Origin of the sequence: Lentzea sp. NBRC 102530 (assembly GCF_030269365.1) — a bacterium.
Lineage (GTDB): Bacteria > Actinomycetota > Actinomycetes > Mycobacteriales > Pseudonocardiaceae > Lentzea.
On the sequence record NZ_BSTF01000012.1, the window covers coordinates 143,411 to 159,452 of the forward strand.

Sequence of the window (16,042 nt, forward strand, 5' to 3'; positions counted from 1 at the left end):
TGCTCGGCTGCCTGTTGCTCGGCTGCCTGTTGCCCGGCCACCTCGCCCTCCGTCCGCGGGCAGGCGGGCACACTCCTCCCGTGATGGAAGAGGACCTGCGCCGCGCCGCCTTCGGTGACTCACCCGGTCTCGACGTCTGGCGGGCCCTCGGCGCCCCCAGTTCCCGCGTCCGCTGGCTCGCCGCGGTGGTGCTGGGTGGGCAGGGCCACTACGCCGCGGCCGCCACCGCGTTGGACGCGCTCCGTCACGACCCCGACCCGGTGATCGCGTCGCTGGCGTTCTCGACTCGCGCGTCCCACCTCCGTCAGGTAGGCGCCCACCGGCTCGCCCGCCCCCTCGACGGCGCCGCCCTCGCCAAGGCCCCGCGCACCGGCCCGCCGGACGAGGACGGGATCGACGCCGAGGGCGCCAGGACCGACGCGCTGCTCGGACTCGCCGCCGATTCGCTCGGTGCCCAACGCCTGGGCGAGGCCCGCAGGTTGCTCGCGCGAGTGGAGACGCGGTCGTGGCGCGGTGAGGTCCGCCAGGGGTGGGTGACCGCGGAGATCGAGCTCGCGTCGGGCCGCGCGGAGCACGCCGTCGCGCCTGCCGAGCGGGCCCACGCGACGTCGACCGGGCGAAAGGCGCTGCGGCACGAGCTCAAGTCGGCACTCGTCCTGGGCACCTCGTTGGTCGTGTGGGGGACACCCGACGGCCTGAACCGCGGGCTTGAACTAGTCGAGTGTGAGCTAAATCACAGCGCCTCAGAACGTTTGAAACCGTTGATCTGGCCGAGCGCTCTCGTCCTGGCGGGCCATGCCCCCACGGTGGGCGCAGTCGCCATCGACCGGGCGACTGAGGCTCTGAGCTGCGTGTTACGCAGAGCTGATGCCGTCAGCCGACAGGTCGCCCTTGATTCCCCGTGGGTGCCGAGTGGGCTGCTCCGTTCCGGGGAACCCCCGAACGCAGACCCTCAGACGAACTTCTTGACGGATTAAGCACCGGATCGTGTCAAGGTTGGGCCGCCAGCGTCCGATAGGGGAGATGGAACGTCACTCGGCTGCAGGAAAGGAGTCCCCGTGACCACGGTCCTTATTTGCGACGACCGGCGCAGTGTGCGGGAGGGTCTCACCCGCGTGATGTCGGCTGTCCCCGGGGTTAGCCGCATCGACTGCGTAGCGCACGGTGACGAGTTGTTGGCTCGCTTTTCAAGGCAGCCGGTCGACGTCGTGCTGGTGGGAACCCAGCGCGCTGTCCCGACCGGGGTGGAAGCAACCCGTCGGCTCGTCTCCGCGAACCCGCAGGCAAACGTCATCGTCTTCGGCGCACCCGACGACGCCGGGAGCATCGCCGCGGCGATCGCCGGCGGTGCCCGTGGCTACCTGAGGTGGGACGCGTCGCGTCCCGAGCTTGTGGCAGCCCTCGCGCACACGCTCGCCAGCACTTCGGTGCCGGCACCGCGCCAGCCCTCCGACCCCGGCGTGCAGCTCACGGAGCGTGAGCTCCAGGTGCTGCGAGGCATGAGCCAGGGCAAGAGCAACGGCCAGATCGGCCGCGAGCTCTACCTGTCGGAGGACACGGTGAAGACGCACGCTCGTCGTCTCTTCCGCAAGCTCGGTGTTCGTGACCGCGCTCAGGCGGTCGCGCACGGCTTCCGGCGAGGCCTCGTCCAGTAGGTCGCTCTTGCCGCACCGGCCCCGCGTCTCCATATGCCGCATGTGGGGAAGCGGGGCCGGTGGCGTGAGACGGACCACTCGTTCAACTGGTGATCCTTCGGGTCGCGAAGTTAGCCCAGCCCGGTGACAATGTCGCCGGGCTGTCAGCCGTTCGGCGTGTCTGCTGGTCACTAGGGGTGTCCATAGCCCCCTGATGAACAAGGGGCCTGAAGACCGGTACGGTGAGGCTGCTGCAACGGGTCGCTGTGAGTGACTCGTGCTGTTCTCTGTCGGTACGCCAACAAGTAACACCAGGGCTGTTGTCTGCGATGACCAACTTGGGGGACGGACTGGACGCCGAAGTGGGCGCGGCCGTCGACGGCGACCGTGCCGCGATCGAACGCCTGTTGGCATCCATTCGTCCTCTTGTGGTGCGGTACTGCCGCGCCAGAGTTGGCAGGCAGGAGCGGAGCTTCGCTTCGGCGGACGATGTGGCCCAGGAGGTGTGTCTCGCGGTGCTCACGGCATTGCCCAGCTACCGCGACCAGGGTCGGCCCTTCCTCGCGTTCGTCTACGGGATCGCGGCGCACAAGGTCGCCGACGCACATCGGTCCGCAGCCAGGAACCGCTCTGAGCCGGTTCCCGAAGTCCCCGACGCACCGGAAACCGAAGCTGGTCCGGAGCAACGGGCGATGCAGGGCGAACTCTCCGAGCGGATGGCCGTTCTGCTGCGCGTCCTGCCGGAGAAGCAGCGGGAGATCCTGCTGTTGAGGGTGGTGGTCGGACTCTCCGCCGAGGAAACTGCCGAGGCGGTCGGTTCGACTCCGGGTGCGGTCCGGGTGGCGCAACACCGTGCGCTGGCTCGGCTGCGCAAGTCGCTGGCAGCGGAGGAGGTGGTCTGAGTGGCCGACGAACACGGGAAGGACGACGAGGAAGTGCGCGGACAGGACGATAGAGCCCCGCACGAACCCGTCGCCGACGATCTTTCGGCGGTACAGGCCGATGACAAGCTGCTGGACGCACTGGGGTCCGCGACACCGGGTGCGGCCGGCTCGCTCGTCGACGACGAGCTCAACGCGTTGCTGCTCGCATGGCGCAACGAGGTGGAGACCGAGCCCTTCGGCGAACTGGTCGACACCGACACCGCCATCGCGACGATCCAGGCTGCCCGTCCGCAGCCGGTCAGCAGGCACCGCTTCCTGATCCCGCTGGCGAGCGCCGCGGCGGTCCTGGCCATCGCCTTCACCGGCGTGAGCCTCGTGGCCCGCGACGCGCAACCCGGCGACACGCTCTGGGGCCTGACCCGCGTGCTCTACTCCGAGCACGCGAAGTCGATCGAAGCGGCGGCCATCATCAACGGCGACCTCGACGCGGCCCGCCTCGCCCTGCGCGAGGGCAAGGTCAACGAGGCCCGCGAGAAGCTGGACAAGGTGCAGGCGAGCCTCGGCTCCGTCTCGACCGCCGACGGCAAGGCGCAGCTCGAGGAGAAGCACAAGGAGCTCGAGAAGGAGCTCGACACGAACACCTCGACGGCGCCGCCCACCACGACGACGCCCTCGGTGACGCAGCCGAGCGAGTCCTCGCAGCCGGCGACGTCCACGACCACGCCGTCGACGCAGCCTTCGACCACGACGCCGTCCACGCCGCCGTCGTCGGAGACGCCTCCGCCGCCGACCTCGGTCGGTGGCGAGGAGAACCCGCCGCCGCCTCCGCCGCCGGACCCCAACGAGAACCCGGGTTCGACCGGCATCGGCACCGGCACGAACGGTGAGGCCACCAGCCAGTCGGTCACCGGCTCCAACTGAGACGCAGTGTGAACGGCCCCTGACCTGTCCCAGGTCAGGGGCCGTTCACATGCTCGGGTGTTCACACGTCAGGTGGAATGTGACCGGAGTGGCTCGTGAGATCTCTCTCAACGGCAGGGCGGGCTCAGCGGGCGGACTCCGTCGCCGTCACGCCGTCCGCGTAGCCGCGGCAGTACTCCCAGCTGACGTACGAGCCGGGGTCCGGGTCGAACGCCGGCTCGTGCGGCCGCATCCGGCCGTCGGCGAGCAGCTGCTCCAGTGAGGCTCGTAACAACGCCCAGTCGTGGTAGTGCGGTTCCTGGCACTCGCCGCAGTCGACGACGATGCCTCTGACGCCGCGATGTTCGAGCAACGCCTGGTAGACGGCGAGGTCGCTCAGGTCGCTGACCAGCTCCGTCCGTTCGTCGTCGTCCATCGGGGGGTGGTCGTGGTGGGGCTCGCCCAGGGAGAGTGCGGGATCTTCCGGGTCGCCCTCGAAGGGGTCTGGTGGCAACGCGTCGTGCGGCACGACCCCGCACGGTACCCGCCGTACCCCCTCGGTCGTCCAGATACCATGGGTCGCACCGCCTCCGCCTGCGGAAACCACGCTCGCAGGAGGGGGAGCAGACCGCACGACGGAAGGCATGTCACCCGCTATGACCAGCGAGCTCAACGCTGACGGAGTCCCGGCCAAGTTCGCGATGCTGGGGCTGACCTTCGACGACGTGCTCCTGCTGCCGGCCGAGTCCGACGTCGTCCCCAGCGGCGTCGACACGAGCACCAGGATCTCGCGCAACATCACCCTCAAGATTCCGCTGGCCAGCGCCGCGATGGACACGGTGACCGAGGGCCGGATGGCGATCTCGATGGCCCGGCAGGGCGGCATCGGCGTGCTGCACCGCAACCTGAGCATCGAGGACCAGGCCCGCCAGGCCGAGACCGTCAAGCGGTCCGAGGCCGGCATGGTCACCGACCCGGTCACCTGCTCGCCCGAGGCCACGCTGGCCGAGGTGGACGCGCTGTGCGCCCGCTACCGCATCTCCGGCGTCCCGGTCACGGACGAGAACAACAAGCTCGTGGGCATCATCACGAACCGCGACATGCGCTTCGAGCTCGACCACTCCAAGCGCGTCGTCGAGGTCATGACCAAGGGCCCGCTCGTCACGGCCCAGGTGGGCGTGTCCGCGGAGGCCGCGCTCGGCCTGCTGCGCCGCCACAAGGTCGAGAAGCTCCCGATCGTCGACGGTGACGGCAAGCTCAAGGGCCTGATCACGGTCAAGGACTTCGTCAAGACCGAGCAGTACCCGAACGCCACCAAGGACCCGGACGGCCGCCTGCTGTGCGCCGCCGCCGTCGGTGTGGGCGAGGACTCGTTCGTGCGCGCGATGACGCTCGCCGAGGCCGGTGTCGACGTGCTGATGGTCGACACGGCGCACGGTCACTCGCGCGGCGTGCTGGAGATGGTGGCCCGCATCAAGAAGGAGCTCGGCGACTCGACCGACGTCGTCGGCGGCAACGTCGCGACGCGCACGGGCGCCCAGGCGTTGATCGACGCGGGCGCGGACGGCGTGAAGGTCGGCGTCGGCCCCGGCTCGATCTGCACCACGCGCGTCGTCGCGGGTGTCGGCGTGCCGCAGATCTCCGCGATCTACGAGGCGTCGCTCGCCTGCCGCCCGGCCGGTGTGCCGGTGATCGGTGACGGCGGCATCCAGTACTCCGGCGACATCGCGAAGGCCATCGCGGCCGGCGCGTCCGCCGTGATGCTCGGGTCGCTGCTCGCGGGCACCCAGGAGGCGCCCGGCGACCTGATCCTGGTCAACGGCAAGCAGTTCAAGACCTACCGCGGCATGGGGTCCCTGGCGGCCATGCAGTCGCGTGGCGAGAACAAGTCGTTCTCGAAGGACCGCTACTTCCAGGACGACGTCCTCAACGAGGACAAGCTCGTGCCGGAGGGCATCGAGGGGCGCACGCCGTTCCGCGGTCCGCTGTCGCAGGTCGTGCACCAGCTCAACGGTGGTCTGCGCGCGGCGATGGGCTACACGGGTTCCCACACGATCGCCGACCTGCAGGACGCGCAGCTCGTGCGGATCACGGCGGCGGGCCTCAAGGAGTCCCACCCGCACGACATCACGATGACCGTCGAGGCCCCGAACTACACCACCCGTTAGAGTCACTCGGCTGTTCTGGCTGCTGGCAAGCTCGCTCTAAAGCTCTGGAGAGGAACCACAGGTGCGCGATCTGGTCGAGATCGGCATGGGCCGGACCGCGAGGCGGGCCTACGAGCTGGACGACATCGAGATCATCCCGTCGCGTCGGACGAGGTCGTCGAAGGACGTCTCCACGACGTGGCAGATCGATGCCTACCGCTTCGACATCCCGCTGATCACCCACCCGACCGATGCCATCGTGTCGCCGGGCACGGCGGTCGCGGTCGGCGAGCTCGGCGGCCTCGGTGTGCTGAACGCCGAGGGCCTCTGGGCGCGGCACGGCGACGTGGACGAGGCGTTGTTCCGCCTGGTCCAGGCGACCGAGGACAACGAGGACCCGGCCGCCGCGGTGAAGGTGCTGCAGGAGCTGCACGCCGCCCCGCTGCGGATGGACCTGATCGCCGAGGCGGTCAAGCAGGTCCGCGAGTCGGGCGTCACGGTCGCGGTCCGCGTGAGCCCGCAGCGCGCCGCCGAGCTCACCCCGGACCTGCTGGCCGCGGGCGTCGAGATCCTGGTCGTGCAGGGCACGATCATCTCGGCCGAGCACGTCACGCGCGGTGGCGAGCCGCTGAACCTGAAGTCGTTCATCGCGGACCTCGACATCCCGGTGATCGCGGGCGGCGTCGGTGACTACCGCACCGCCATGCACCTCATGCGCACCGGCGCGGCGGGCGTGATCGTCGGCTACGGCTACACGCCCGGCGTCACCACCACCGACCAGGTCCTCGGCATCGGCGTGCCGATGGCCACCGCGATCGCCGACGCCGCGGCGGCCCGCCGCGACTACCTCGACGAGACCGGCGGCCGCTACGTGCACGTCATCGCCGACGGCGGTGTCACCACCTCGGGCGACGTGGCCAAGTCGATCGCGTGCGGCGCCGACGCCGTGATGCTCGGCGAACCCCTCGCCGCCGCCACCGAGGCACCGGGCCAGGGCCTGTACTGGACCGCGGCCTCCGCGCACCCGTCCGTTCCGCGCAGCCTCGTCGCCGAGGCCGTCGACCAGGAACTGGACCTGCGCAAGCTGCTGTTCGGCCCGTCCGCCGACCCGCGCGGCGTGACGAACCTGTTCGGCGCCCTCAAGCGCGCGATGGCCAAGACCGGCTACTCGGACCTCAAGGAGTTCCAGAAGGTCGGCCTGACCATCCGGGGCTGAGTTCTGCTGCAGAAGGGCGCGTTCCGGCCGGGACGCGCCCTTCTGCTTTGCTGGCGTCCGTGCCGCTCGTCGAGATCAACTACGCACCCCACGTCCCCCACGCAGTGCTGAAGGACCTGGCGGCGATGCTCCCGCACGCGGTCTCCCTGGCCGTCGAGTGCCCGGAGGAGCCCTACGACGGCGACCTCCAGCCGGGCGACGTGGACCTGCGCTTCCGCCCGCGCGGCCCGTTCGACTCGACGGGCATGGACATCGTTGTCGAGGTCCGCTCGAAGTACTTCGAGAGCCGCGCGAAGAACCGCCAGGACCGCGTCGACGACCTGTGTTCGGCCATTTCCGACGCCACGGGCCTCGCTGACGTGGGCGTTTACCTCAGCCTGCCGATCGCCGCATGGGCCCAAACCTGATCCTGCAACCGAACGGCTACCCCGTGCGTCCACTTGAGCGTGGAATTGGATGCCTTGTTCGGCGACGGCAAGAACAGTGATGTGGACACGATCGACCCGGACGCCGAGGTCCAAGAGTTCGAGGACGAGGACGACTCGGTCGAGGAGACCGAGGAGCGCGTCGGGGGCATCGGCTGGAAGCTGCTGACCCTGTTCGTCTGCGGCGGGCTGGTCATCACGGCGCTGGCCGTGGCGTTCATGGTGTGGGTCATCGAAGGTCTGGTTCTCTGAGCCGGCGGGGTGCGTCCCCGGACGCACCCCTCGCTACTGTTGTGTAGTTTTCTGTATAGTTCGGCGCATGACCGCTGTTCACGACGCTCGCGAGCTGACCGTGACCGAGGCGACCAAGCGTGGTGTCGCCGGTCTGGTCGCCGACGCCGAGAACGGCGATCCGGTGGTTGTCACGCGACACAGCCGTCCGGTGGCGGCAGTCGTCCCGGTGAGCCGGCTGGCGGAGATCGACGAAGCAGCGGCGGATCTGCGTGATCTGGCGCTCGTGCTCGCACGGTCGGCTGCCGACACCGGTAGGCGCACCTCCTTCGACGACGTGCTGACAGCGTTCGGTCATACCCGCGAGTCGCTGGCCGCGGTGGAGGACGACGACTCGCTCGATGGCTGAAGTTCTGTTCATCGACGCTGCCATTGATGACCTGCGTCGACTGGGGCCGGACGTCGTGCCCAAGGTCCTCAAGAAGATCCAGATCCTGTTCGACAGCCCGGAGGCCGGACACCCGCTCGGTGGTGAACTGACTGGCTTCCGCAAGTTGGTGGTCGGGCGCAACCACTGGCGAATCGTCTATCGGATCACCGATGACGGCGTGGTCGAGGTGTGCGAGATCTGGTGCGCGGGCGCGCGTTCGGACGCGGAGGTCTACGCCGAGGCCTCGGCCAGGATCGCTTCGATGGCGGTCGCGGATTCCACGCTGGCCAAGCTGGCTGACGTGATCGGACGGTTGGGTCGCCTCGCCGGCGACGTGACCGTGGAGCAGGCTCCGCCACGCGAGCCGGTTCCGGACTGGTTGGCGGAGCGCCTCGTGCACACCGCAGGTGTGCCGCGAGAGCAGGTGGCCGCGCTCAGCCTGGAGCAGGCCGTCGACCTCTGGACCGCGTTCATGACCGCCCCTCCCCGTTCTGAACCGATAGGGGACTAGGCGTTACCCGAAGTAACGCCTACTCTCCGGTTCATGGGTGAACTCGTCGGTAACTTCGATGTCGTCATCGTCGGCTCCGGGTTCGGTGGCAGCGTGGCCGCGCTCCGCCTGACCGAGAAGGGCTACCGCGTCGCCGTGCTGGAGGCGGGGCGCCGGTTCGCCGACGACGAGTTCGCCAAGACCAGCTGGGACCTCCGCAAGTACCTGTGGGCGCCCCAGCTCAGGTGCTTCGGCATCCAGCGCATCCACACCCTGCGCAACGTGATGGTGCTGGCGGGCGCGGGCGTGGGCGGGGGCAGCCTCGTCTACGCGAACACGCTGTACCGGCCGCTCAAGCCGTTCTACGAGGACCGGCAGTGGGCGCACATCACCGACTGGCAGGACGAGCTGGAGCCGTTCTACGACCAGGCGAGCCGGATGCTGGGGGTCGTCACGAACCCCACGACGACCCCGAGCGACGTCGTCATGCAGAAGGTCGCGAAGGACATGGGTGTCGAGGACAGCTACCACCCGACGCCCGTCGGCGTGTTCTTCGGCGAGCCGGGGAAGAAGGCGGCGGACCCGTACTTCGGGGGTGCCGGGCCGGAGCGGACGGGCTGCACCGAGTGCGGCAGCTGCATGTCGGGGTGCCGGGTGGGCGCCAAGAACACGCTGGTCAAGAACTACCTGTACCTGGCCGAGAAGCTCGGCGCGCAGGTCTTCCCGCTGACCACGGTGACGCGACTGCAGGAGCGCGACGGCACCTGGACCATCGACACGAAGAGGACCGGTGGCAAGGCGACCAGGCAGTTCACCGCGGACCAGGTCGTCATCGCCGCCGGCACGTGGGGCACGCAGCAGTTGTTGCACAAGGCCAGGGCCGGTACGTTGCCCAAGATCTCCGGCAAGCTCGGTGAGCTGACCCGCACCAACTCCGAGTCGATCATCGGGGCCGCGCGGTACACGGTCGACCCGAAGACCGACTACACGCAGGGCGTCGCGATCACGAGTTCCATCCACCCCGACGAGATCACGCACATCGAGCCGGTGCGGTACGGCAAGGGCAGCAACGCCATGGGCATGCTGCAGACCCTGGCGACGGACGGTGCGCTCAGCACGCCGCGATGGGTGCAGTTCGTCAAGCAGGCGGTCCGGCACCCGCTGCGCCTGCTGCGTCTGCTCAGCGTGCACCGGTGGAGCGAGCGGACCGTGATCCTGCTGGTCATGCAGAGCCTCGACAACTCCATCACCACGTTCCTCAAGCGCGGCAAGCTCACCAGCAAGCAGGGGCACGGCGAGCCGAACCCGGCGTTCATCCCGGCCGGGCACGAGGCGAACCTGCTGGCCGCCAAGCACATCGACGGCATGGCGGGTGGCACCTGGGGCGAGCTGTTCAACATCCCGCTGACCGCGCACTTCATCGGCGGCTGCGCGATCGCGTCGGACGAGGAGCACGGCGTCATCGACCCGTACCACCGGGTCTTCAACTACCCCGGACTGTCCGTTGTGGATGGTTCGGCGATCAGTGCCAACCTCGGCGTGAACCCGAGCCTCACCATCACCGCGCAGGCCGAACGGGCGTTCTCGCTGTGGCCGAACAAGGGCGAGCAGGACCAGCGGCCCGCCCAGGGCCAGGCGTACAAGAGGATCAACCCGACGAAGCCGAAGAACCCGGCGGTGCCCGATCAAGCTCCAGCCGCATTGCGGTTGCCGATCGTGAAGGCCTCCTGACAAGTTGGAGGCATGGCCAAAAAGCCTTTCGCCTCCAGCGCGGACCTCGCTCCCAAGGACGAGGTCTTCGTCGAACTCGCCGACGGCGTCTACACCCTGACCGCCGAAGGTGATCCCAACGTCGCGGCCATCGAGGCCGAGGACTTCCTGATCTGCTTCGAGGCACGCGCGACACCCGCGGCGGCCAGAAGGTGGCTCGCTCAGCTGCGCAAACACACCAAGAAGCCGGTGCGGTACCTCGTGCTGAGCCACTACCACGCCGTGCGCACGCTCGGGGCCAGCGCGTTCGAGGCGCAGGAGATCGTCGCGCACGAGATGACGCGCGTGCTGATCGCCGAACGCGGGCAGCAGGACTGGGAGAGCGAGTTCGGCCGGATGCCGCGGCTCTTCGAACAGCCGGAGGAGATCCCCGGCCTGACCTGGCCGACGCTCACGTTCTCCGACCGCATGACGATCCCGCTCGGCGACGAACGCGGTGACCTCGTGCTCCAGTTCCTCGGCCGCGGCCACACGGCGGGCGACATCGTGGCGTGGCTGCCGCAGCAACGCATCCTGTTCGCGGGCGACCTGGTCGAGTCGCAGGCCGCGCTCTACACCGGGGACGCGTTCCACGACGAGTGGGCGACGTCCACTTTGGACGAGATCGAGGACCTGGGGGCCGAGGTCCTGGTCGGCGGGCGCGGCAAGGTCGCCCGCGACCGCATGGAGGTCGAGGCCGCCATCGCGCAGAGCAGGCACTTCCTCAACGAACTGCGCCGCACGGTCGGGGGCGTGCACGCCGAGGGCGGCTCGCTCAAGGAGGCCTTCCGGCAGGCCCACGAGGCCCTCGTCGGCCGCTACGGGCGCTGGCCGATCTTCGAGCACTGCCTGCCGTTCGACGTGAAGCGCTACTGGGACGAGTGCGACGGCAGGGACTGGCCGGAGATCTGGACCGCCGAACGCGACCGCGCCGTCTGGGACGCCCTGCAATGACGGTCCTGGTCGTCGGCGCCGGACCGGTCGGCCTCACCGCCGCGTTGTTCCTCGCTCGGGCGGGGGTGCCCAGCATCGTGCTGGAAGCCGCTGACCAGCGCGATCGGGCCGGCAGCCGGTCGATCTGCGTGCAGCGCGACGTCCTGGAGGTGCTCGAGCGGATCGGCGTCGGCCAGGCCGTCGCCGACGCCGGGATCACCTGGTACACCGGCCGCACCTACCACCGCGACCGCGAGGTGGTGACGCTGACGTTCCCGGAGGCGCCGGGCTTCCCGCCGTTCGTGAACACCCCGCAGACCGTCGTGGAACGGCTGCTGGAGGAGCGGGTCCGCGCCGAACCGTTGATCGAACTCCGCTACGGCCACCCGCTCGAAACCCTGACCCAGGACGAGACCGGAGTGTCCACGCCGGACGGAATCCGCGCCACGCACTGCATCGCGGCCGACGGCGTGCACTCGCGGGTGCGTCAACTCCTGGACATCGGGTTCGAGGGCTTCTCGTTCGACGACCGGTTCATCATCGCCGACGTCCGCGTCGACCTGGACTTCGCTTCCCCCGAACGCCGCTTCTACTTCGACCCGCCCTGGAACCCCGGCCGCCAGGTGCTCCTGCACCCGCAACCCGGCGGCGTGTGGCGGATCGACTGGCAGGTGCCCGAGGACGTCCAGCTCACCGACGCCCACGTCCGCGCGATCGTCGGCGACCGGCCGTACGAGGTCGTCTGGCAGTCCACCTACCGCTTCCAGCAGCGCCGGGCGTCGAGGTTCCGCGACGGCAGGGTGCTGCTGGCGGGAGACGCCGCGCACGTGATGAGCCCGTTCGGCGCGCGCGGCCTGAACTCGGGCATCTGCGACGCCGACAACGCAGCCTGGAAGATCGCCGCCGATCGCAGGGGAGAGGCCGGTCCGGGGCTGCTGGCGTCCTACGACGCCGAACGCGGGGCCGCCGCCGACGAGAACCTCCGCATCACCGGCGACACCATGCGTTTCCTCGTCCCGGGCACGCCGGAAGAGCGTGCGCACCGGGAGGAGGCTCTGGAGTCCGGCGAGGGCATCGACTCCGGCAAGCTCTTCACGCCGTTCGCCTACGCCGACTCGCCGCTCACCACGAACGGCGGTGAACTGGTGGCCGGATCACGCGCCGCCGGACCGGGTTTCACGGTCGCGGACGGGCGCCTGATCCGGCCCGACGGTCACGTCGCCGGACCCGCCGGCGACGACCGCGTGCTCAGGAAAGCCCTGGGCTACAGCTGAACGTCCGTCAGGACCGTCACCCGTTCCTCGGTGAAGTCCTCCATCGCCGACCGCACGCCCTCACGTCCGGTGCCCGACCCCTTCACCCCGCCGTACGGCATCTGGTCGGCCCGGTACGACGGCACGTCGCCGATGATCACGCCACCGACCTCGAGCTCGGCCGCCGCCTCGAACGCCACCTGCACGTCCCGCGTGAACACCCCGGCCTGCAACCCGTACTTGGAGTCGTTGACCTGCGCGAACGCGTCCTGCACGCCGTCCGCGACGGACACCACGAGCACCGGTCCGAAGATCTCCTCGGTCCACACCTTGGCGGTCCTCGGCACGTCCGCGAGCACGGTCGGTTCGACGGTCGCCCCGGTCCGCTTGCCGCCGACCAGGACGCGGGCACCGACGTCGGTCGCCATGTGCACCCACTCCTCGACGCGGCGCGCGTTGTCCTCGTCGATCAACGGCCCGACCTCGACCTCGGGGTCGTGCGGGTCGCCGGTCTTGAGCGCCGACACGGCCTCCACGAGCTTCGGCACGAACTCGTCCGCGACGGACCGGTCGACGATCACCCGCTGCACGGCGATGCACGACTGCCCGGCCTGGTAGTTGCCGAACGTCGCGATCCGCCGCGCCGCGTGCTCCAGGTCCGTCCAATCAGGACAGATGACCGCCGCCGCGTTCGACCCCAGCTCCATCACGACGTGCTTGCGCGGCGCGGCCTCCATCAGCGACCAGCCGACCTTCGTCGACCCGGTGAACGAGATGACCGGCAGCCGTTCGTCGGTGACCAGCACCTCCATGTCCTTGCCGCGCACGGGAAGGATCGAGAACGCGCCCTCCGGCAGACCGGTCTCGGCCAGGACCTCGCCCAGCAGCAACGCGGACAGCGGCGTCGCCGAAGCGGGCTTCACGATCACCGGCGCACCCACCGCGAGCGCCGGCGCGACCTTGTGCGCCACCAGGTTCAGCGGGAAGTTGAACGGCGCCACCGCCAGCACCGGCCCGCGCGGCACGTGCCGGACGATCGCCATCCGCCCCTCGCCACCGGCGTCGGTGTCGAGCCGCTGCACCCCACCGCTGAACCGCCGCGCCTCCTCGGCGGCGAACCGGAACGTGTTGACCGCCCGCCGCACCTCGATCTCGGCCCACTTGAGGGGCTTGCCGTTCTCGGCGGTGATCGTCTCGGCGATCTCCTCCTCGCGTTCGGCGAGTGTCCGCGAGACCTGGAGCAACGCCTCGGCCCGCACGTGCGCCGGCGTGCGCCGGAACTCCTTCGCCACGGACGCCGCCGCGGCGATCGCACGTTCCACCTGATCTCTGCCCGGCACGGCGACCGAGGCGACCTCGGTGCCGTCGAACGGGTGGAGAACCTCTAACGCCTGCTCGCCCTGCTCGGGGCGGCCGGCGACCCAGCACGGCCTGGGTTGCGGCGTGAACGCGTCCATATGGCTCACGTTAGGCCCTTTCACCTCTATGCACCTGACAAGTGCCAAGTAGTAGTCATCGTGCTTTTCAGCGCGCTGAAGTGTGAACGCCGGGTGCTCCCGAATCGTCCGGATCATGTCGTCGAGCCTGATCAGCACGTGTTCGGGGTCGTACTCGACGCCGTAGGTCTCGCAGAACAGCCGCGTGCGGCGAGGACGGTCGTCCGGGAGAGCCAGCACGAACTGGATCAGCGCCCAGCTCACGTCCCACCAGCGCGGCCCCGGATGCGCCGAGTCCCAGTCGAAGACTCCCACGGGCAGTCCCCGGTCGAACACGATGTTGTACGGCGCGAAATCACCGTGCAGCAGCACCTCGACGGGCTCACGCGGTGGGTGCTGCCAGCCGTCGCGCACCGAGACGAAGTGGCTCGTCTCGTCGTGCAGCCGTCGCAGCAGCAGCGCCGACGCGACCAGCGCGGCGTCATCCGGAGGGGGCACGTGGCCAACCTCACCCGGCAGATAGCTCAGCAGTTCGTGCTCAGCGTCCAGCCCGAGCGGAACCGGCGCGATCCCCAGCGGTGCCAAGTGCCGCAACAACTCGTGCACCCGCGGTGCCCACGGCCCGGCCGGCCTGCGCACCGCCTCACCCACCCTGATCACCTGGTTCAGCCCGCCACCGGTCAGCAGTTCCTCGTTCACGCATGAGATCCTTGGCGGCGTGTCCGACACCAGCAACCGCCCTGTTCTCGTCGTCGACTTCGGCGCCCAGTACGCGCAGCTGATCGCCCGCCGCGTCCGCGAGGCCCAGGTCTACTCCGAGGTCGTCCCGCACACCGCGAGCGTGAGCGAGATGCTCGACAAGAACCCGCTGGCCATCGTTCTGTCCGGTGGCCCGTCGAGCGTGTACGCGGAGAACGCCCCGCAGGTCGACCCGAAGCTGTTCGAGGCCGGCGTCCCGGTCTTCGGCATCTGCTACGGCTTCCAGGCGATGGCGAGCGCACTCGGCGGTGCGGTGGAGCAGACCGGCACCCGCGAGTACGGCCGCACGGACCTGAGCGTCCCGACCGAGGGCGGCGCGCTGCACCAGGAGCTCCCGGCGAGCCACCCGGTGTGGATGAGCCACGGCGACGCCGTCACCAAGGCACCCGAGGGCTTCACCGTCACCGCGACGAGCGAGGGCGCGCCGGTCGCCGCGTTCGAGGACACCGAACGCCGCTTCGCCGGCGTCCAGTACCACCCCGAGGTGCACCACTCGCCGCACGGCCAGGAGGTGCTGCGGCGGTTCCTGCACGACATCGCGGGCATCCGTCCGCAGTGGACCACGTCGTCCATCGTGGACGAACAGGTCACCCGCATCCGCGAGCAGATCGGGGACGGCAAGGCGATCTGCGGCCTCTCCGGCGGCGTCGACTCGGCCGTCGCCGCGGCCCTGGTCCAGCGCGCCATCGGCGACCGCCTCACGTGCGTGTTCGTCGACCACGGCCTGCTGAGGTCCGGCGAGCGTGCCCAGGTCGAGCGCGACTACGTGGCCGCCACCGGCATCCGCCTGGTGACCGTCGACGCCCGCGAGCGCTTCCTCAACGCCCTCGCCGGCGTCACGGACCCGGAGGAGAAGCGCAAGATCATCGGCCGCGAGTTCATCCGCGTCTTCGAGCAGGCCGAGCGCGACCTCAAGGCCGAGGGCGACTACAACTTCCTCGTCCAGGGCACGCTCTACCCGGACGTCGTCGAGTCCGGCGGCGGCACCGGCACCGCGAACATCAAGTCGCACCACAACGTCGGCGGCCTGCCGGACGACCTGCAGTTCGAACTGGTCGAGCCGCTGCGCGCCCTGTTCAAGGACGAGGTCCGCCGCGTCGGCACCGAACTGGGCCTGCCCGAGACCATCGTGCAGCGCCAGCCGTTCCCCGGCCCTGGCCTCGGCATCCGCATCATCGGCGAGGTCACCCAGGACCGCCTCGACACGCTGCGCCAGGCCGACGCCATCGCGCGCGAGGAGCTCACCGCGGCCGGCCTCGACCGCACCATCTGGCAGTGCCCGGTCGTGCTGCTCGCGGACGTGCGCAGCGTGGGCGTGCAGGGCGACGGCCGCACCTACGGGCACCCGATCGTGCTGCGGCCGGTGTCGTCGGAGGACGCGATGACCGCGGACTGGACGCGCCTGCCGTACGAGGTGCTGGAGCGGATCTCGACCCGGATCACCAACGAGGTGGCCGAGGTCAACCGCGTGGTGCTCGACGTGACGTCGAAGCCGCCGGGCACCATCGAGTGGGAGTAGAGACGTAAGAGGAAGGGCCCCGGTCGGTGACCGGGG

General features: G+C 69.7%; 16 protein-coding genes and 1 pseudogene. 14 read left to right on the forward strand and 3 right to left on the reverse strand.

Annotated elements, in window-relative coordinates:
* The first annotated feature begins 83 nt into the window (after positions 1-83).
* The 4 genes from QSK25_RS29855 to QSK25_RS29870 all read left to right on the forward strand — a co-directional run bounded on the left by QSK25_RS29855 (position 84) and on the right by QSK25_RS29870 (position 3,439).
* Positions 84-977: a hypothetical protein gene (locus QSK25_RS29855; RefSeq protein WP_285643353.1), complete on the forward strand. Its 894-nt coding sequence runs from the start codon at positions 84-86 to the stop codon at positions 975-977.
* A gap of 81 nt (positions 978-1,058) precedes the next feature.
* Positions 1,059-1,655 carry a response regulator transcription factor gene (locus QSK25_RS29860; protein ID WP_030471988.1) on the forward strand — a complete coding sequence of 199 codons (597 nt, stop codon included), beginning with the start codon at positions 1,059-1,061 and terminating at the stop codon, positions 1,653-1,655.
* Between the two features lie 308 nt (positions 1,656-1,963).
* Positions 1,964-2,536 (forward strand): sigma-70 family RNA polymerase sigma factor, encoded by a 573-nt coding sequence (locus QSK25_RS29865; protein WP_285643354.1) that lies wholly within the window; start codon positions 1,964-1,966, stop codon positions 2,534-2,536.
* Entirely contained in the window at positions 2,537-3,439 is a 903-nt protein-coding gene (locus QSK25_RS29870; RefSeq protein WP_285643155.1) for an anti-sigma-D factor RsdA, read from the forward strand. It abuts the gene before it with no gap.
* A 124-nt stretch (positions 3,440-3,563) separates the two neighbouring features.
* Here QSK25_RS29870 and QSK25_RS29875 read toward each other — a convergent pair whose 3' ends face one another.
* On the reverse strand, positions 3,564-3,947 hold the full coding sequence (locus QSK25_RS29875) for a DUF5319 domain-containing protein (protein WP_285643156.1): 384 nt from the start codon (positions 3,945-3,947) through the stop codon (positions 3,564-3,566).
* A gap of 127 nt (positions 3,948-4,074) precedes the next feature.
* On the opposite strand from QSK25_RS29875, the gene guaB reads away from it, so the two are divergent.
* The 9 genes from guaB to QSK25_RS29920 all read left to right on the forward strand — a co-directional run bounded on the left by guaB (position 4,075) and on the right by QSK25_RS29920 (position 12,313).
* Positions 4,075-5,586: an IMP dehydrogenase gene (guaB, locus tag QSK25_RS29880; RefSeq protein WP_285643157.1), complete on the forward strand. Its 1,512-nt coding sequence runs from the start codon at positions 4,075-4,077 to the stop codon at positions 5,584-5,586.
* Positions 5,587-5,647: 61 nt separating this feature from the next.
* On the forward strand, positions 5,648-6,781 hold the full coding sequence (locus tag QSK25_RS29885) for a GuaB3 family IMP dehydrogenase-related protein (protein ID WP_089915117.1): 1,134 nt from the start codon (positions 5,648-5,650) through the stop codon (positions 6,779-6,781).
* 59 nt (positions 6,782-6,840) lie between these two features.
* Positions 6,841-7,188, forward strand: a complete 348-nt coding sequence (locus QSK25_RS29890; RefSeq protein WP_285643160.1) for a hypothetical protein — start codon at positions 6,841-6,843, stop codon at positions 7,186-7,188.
* A gap of 39 nt (positions 7,189-7,227) precedes the next feature.
* Positions 7,228-7,458, forward strand: coding sequence for a hypothetical protein (locus QSK25_RS29895; RefSeq protein WP_285643161.1), 231 nt, complete (start codon positions 7,228-7,230; stop codon positions 7,456-7,458).
* A gap of 67 nt (positions 7,459-7,525) precedes the next feature.
* Positions 7,526-7,846, forward strand: coding sequence for a type II toxin-antitoxin system Phd/YefM family antitoxin (locus QSK25_RS29900; protein ID WP_285643162.1), 321 nt, complete (start codon positions 7,526-7,528; stop codon positions 7,844-7,846).
* A complete protein-coding gene (locus QSK25_RS29905; protein ID WP_285643163.1) occupies positions 7,839-8,378 on the forward strand; it encodes a type II toxin-antitoxin system RelE family toxin in 540 nt (179 codons plus the stop codon). Before QSK25_RS29900 ends, QSK25_RS29905 begins: the two co-directional genes overlap by 8 nt.
* 33 nt (positions 8,379-8,411) lie before the next feature.
* A complete protein-coding gene (locus QSK25_RS29910; RefSeq protein ID WP_285643166.1) occupies positions 8,412-10,088 on the forward strand; it encodes an FAD-dependent oxidoreductase in 1,677 nt (558 codons plus the stop codon).
* Between the two features lie 12 nt (positions 10,089-10,100).
* Positions 10,101-11,060 (forward strand): MBL fold metallo-hydrolase, encoded by a 960-nt coding sequence (locus tag QSK25_RS29915; RefSeq protein WP_285643168.1) that lies wholly within the window; start codon positions 10,101-10,103, stop codon positions 11,058-11,060.
* Positions 11,057-12,313, forward strand: a complete 1,257-nt coding sequence (locus tag QSK25_RS29920) for an FAD-dependent monooxygenase (RefSeq protein ID WP_285643170.1) — start codon at positions 11,057-11,059, stop codon at positions 12,311-12,313. Before QSK25_RS29915 ends, QSK25_RS29920 begins: the two co-directional genes overlap by 4 nt.
* Here QSK25_RS29920 and QSK25_RS29925 read toward each other — a convergent pair.
* Together QSK25_RS29925 and QSK25_RS45485 are read right to left on the reverse strand one after the other, a co-directional pair.
* The gene (locus tag QSK25_RS29925) at positions 12,304-13,749 is read right to left on the reverse strand and encodes an aldehyde dehydrogenase family protein (protein ID WP_285643355.1); all 1,446 of its coding nucleotides are present in this window, start codon (positions 13,747-13,749) and stop codon (positions 12,304-12,306) included. The genes QSK25_RS29920 and QSK25_RS29925 overlap by 10 nt on opposite strands.
* A gap of 228 nt (positions 13,750-13,977) precedes the next feature.
* A pseudogene (locus QSK25_RS45485) lies at positions 13,978-14,457 on the reverse strand (aminoglycoside phosphotransferase family protein); the annotation flags it as partial.
* Here QSK25_RS45485 and guaA point away from each other — a divergent pair.
* Positions 14,447-16,006, forward strand: coding sequence for a glutamine-hydrolyzing GMP synthase (gene guaA, locus QSK25_RS29935; protein WP_285643172.1), 1,560 nt, complete (start codon positions 14,447-14,449; stop codon positions 16,004-16,006). The pseudogene QSK25_RS45485 and the gene guaA sit on opposite strands and share 11 nt — an antisense overlap.
* The last annotated feature ends 36 nt before the right edge of the window (positions 16,007-16,042 follow it).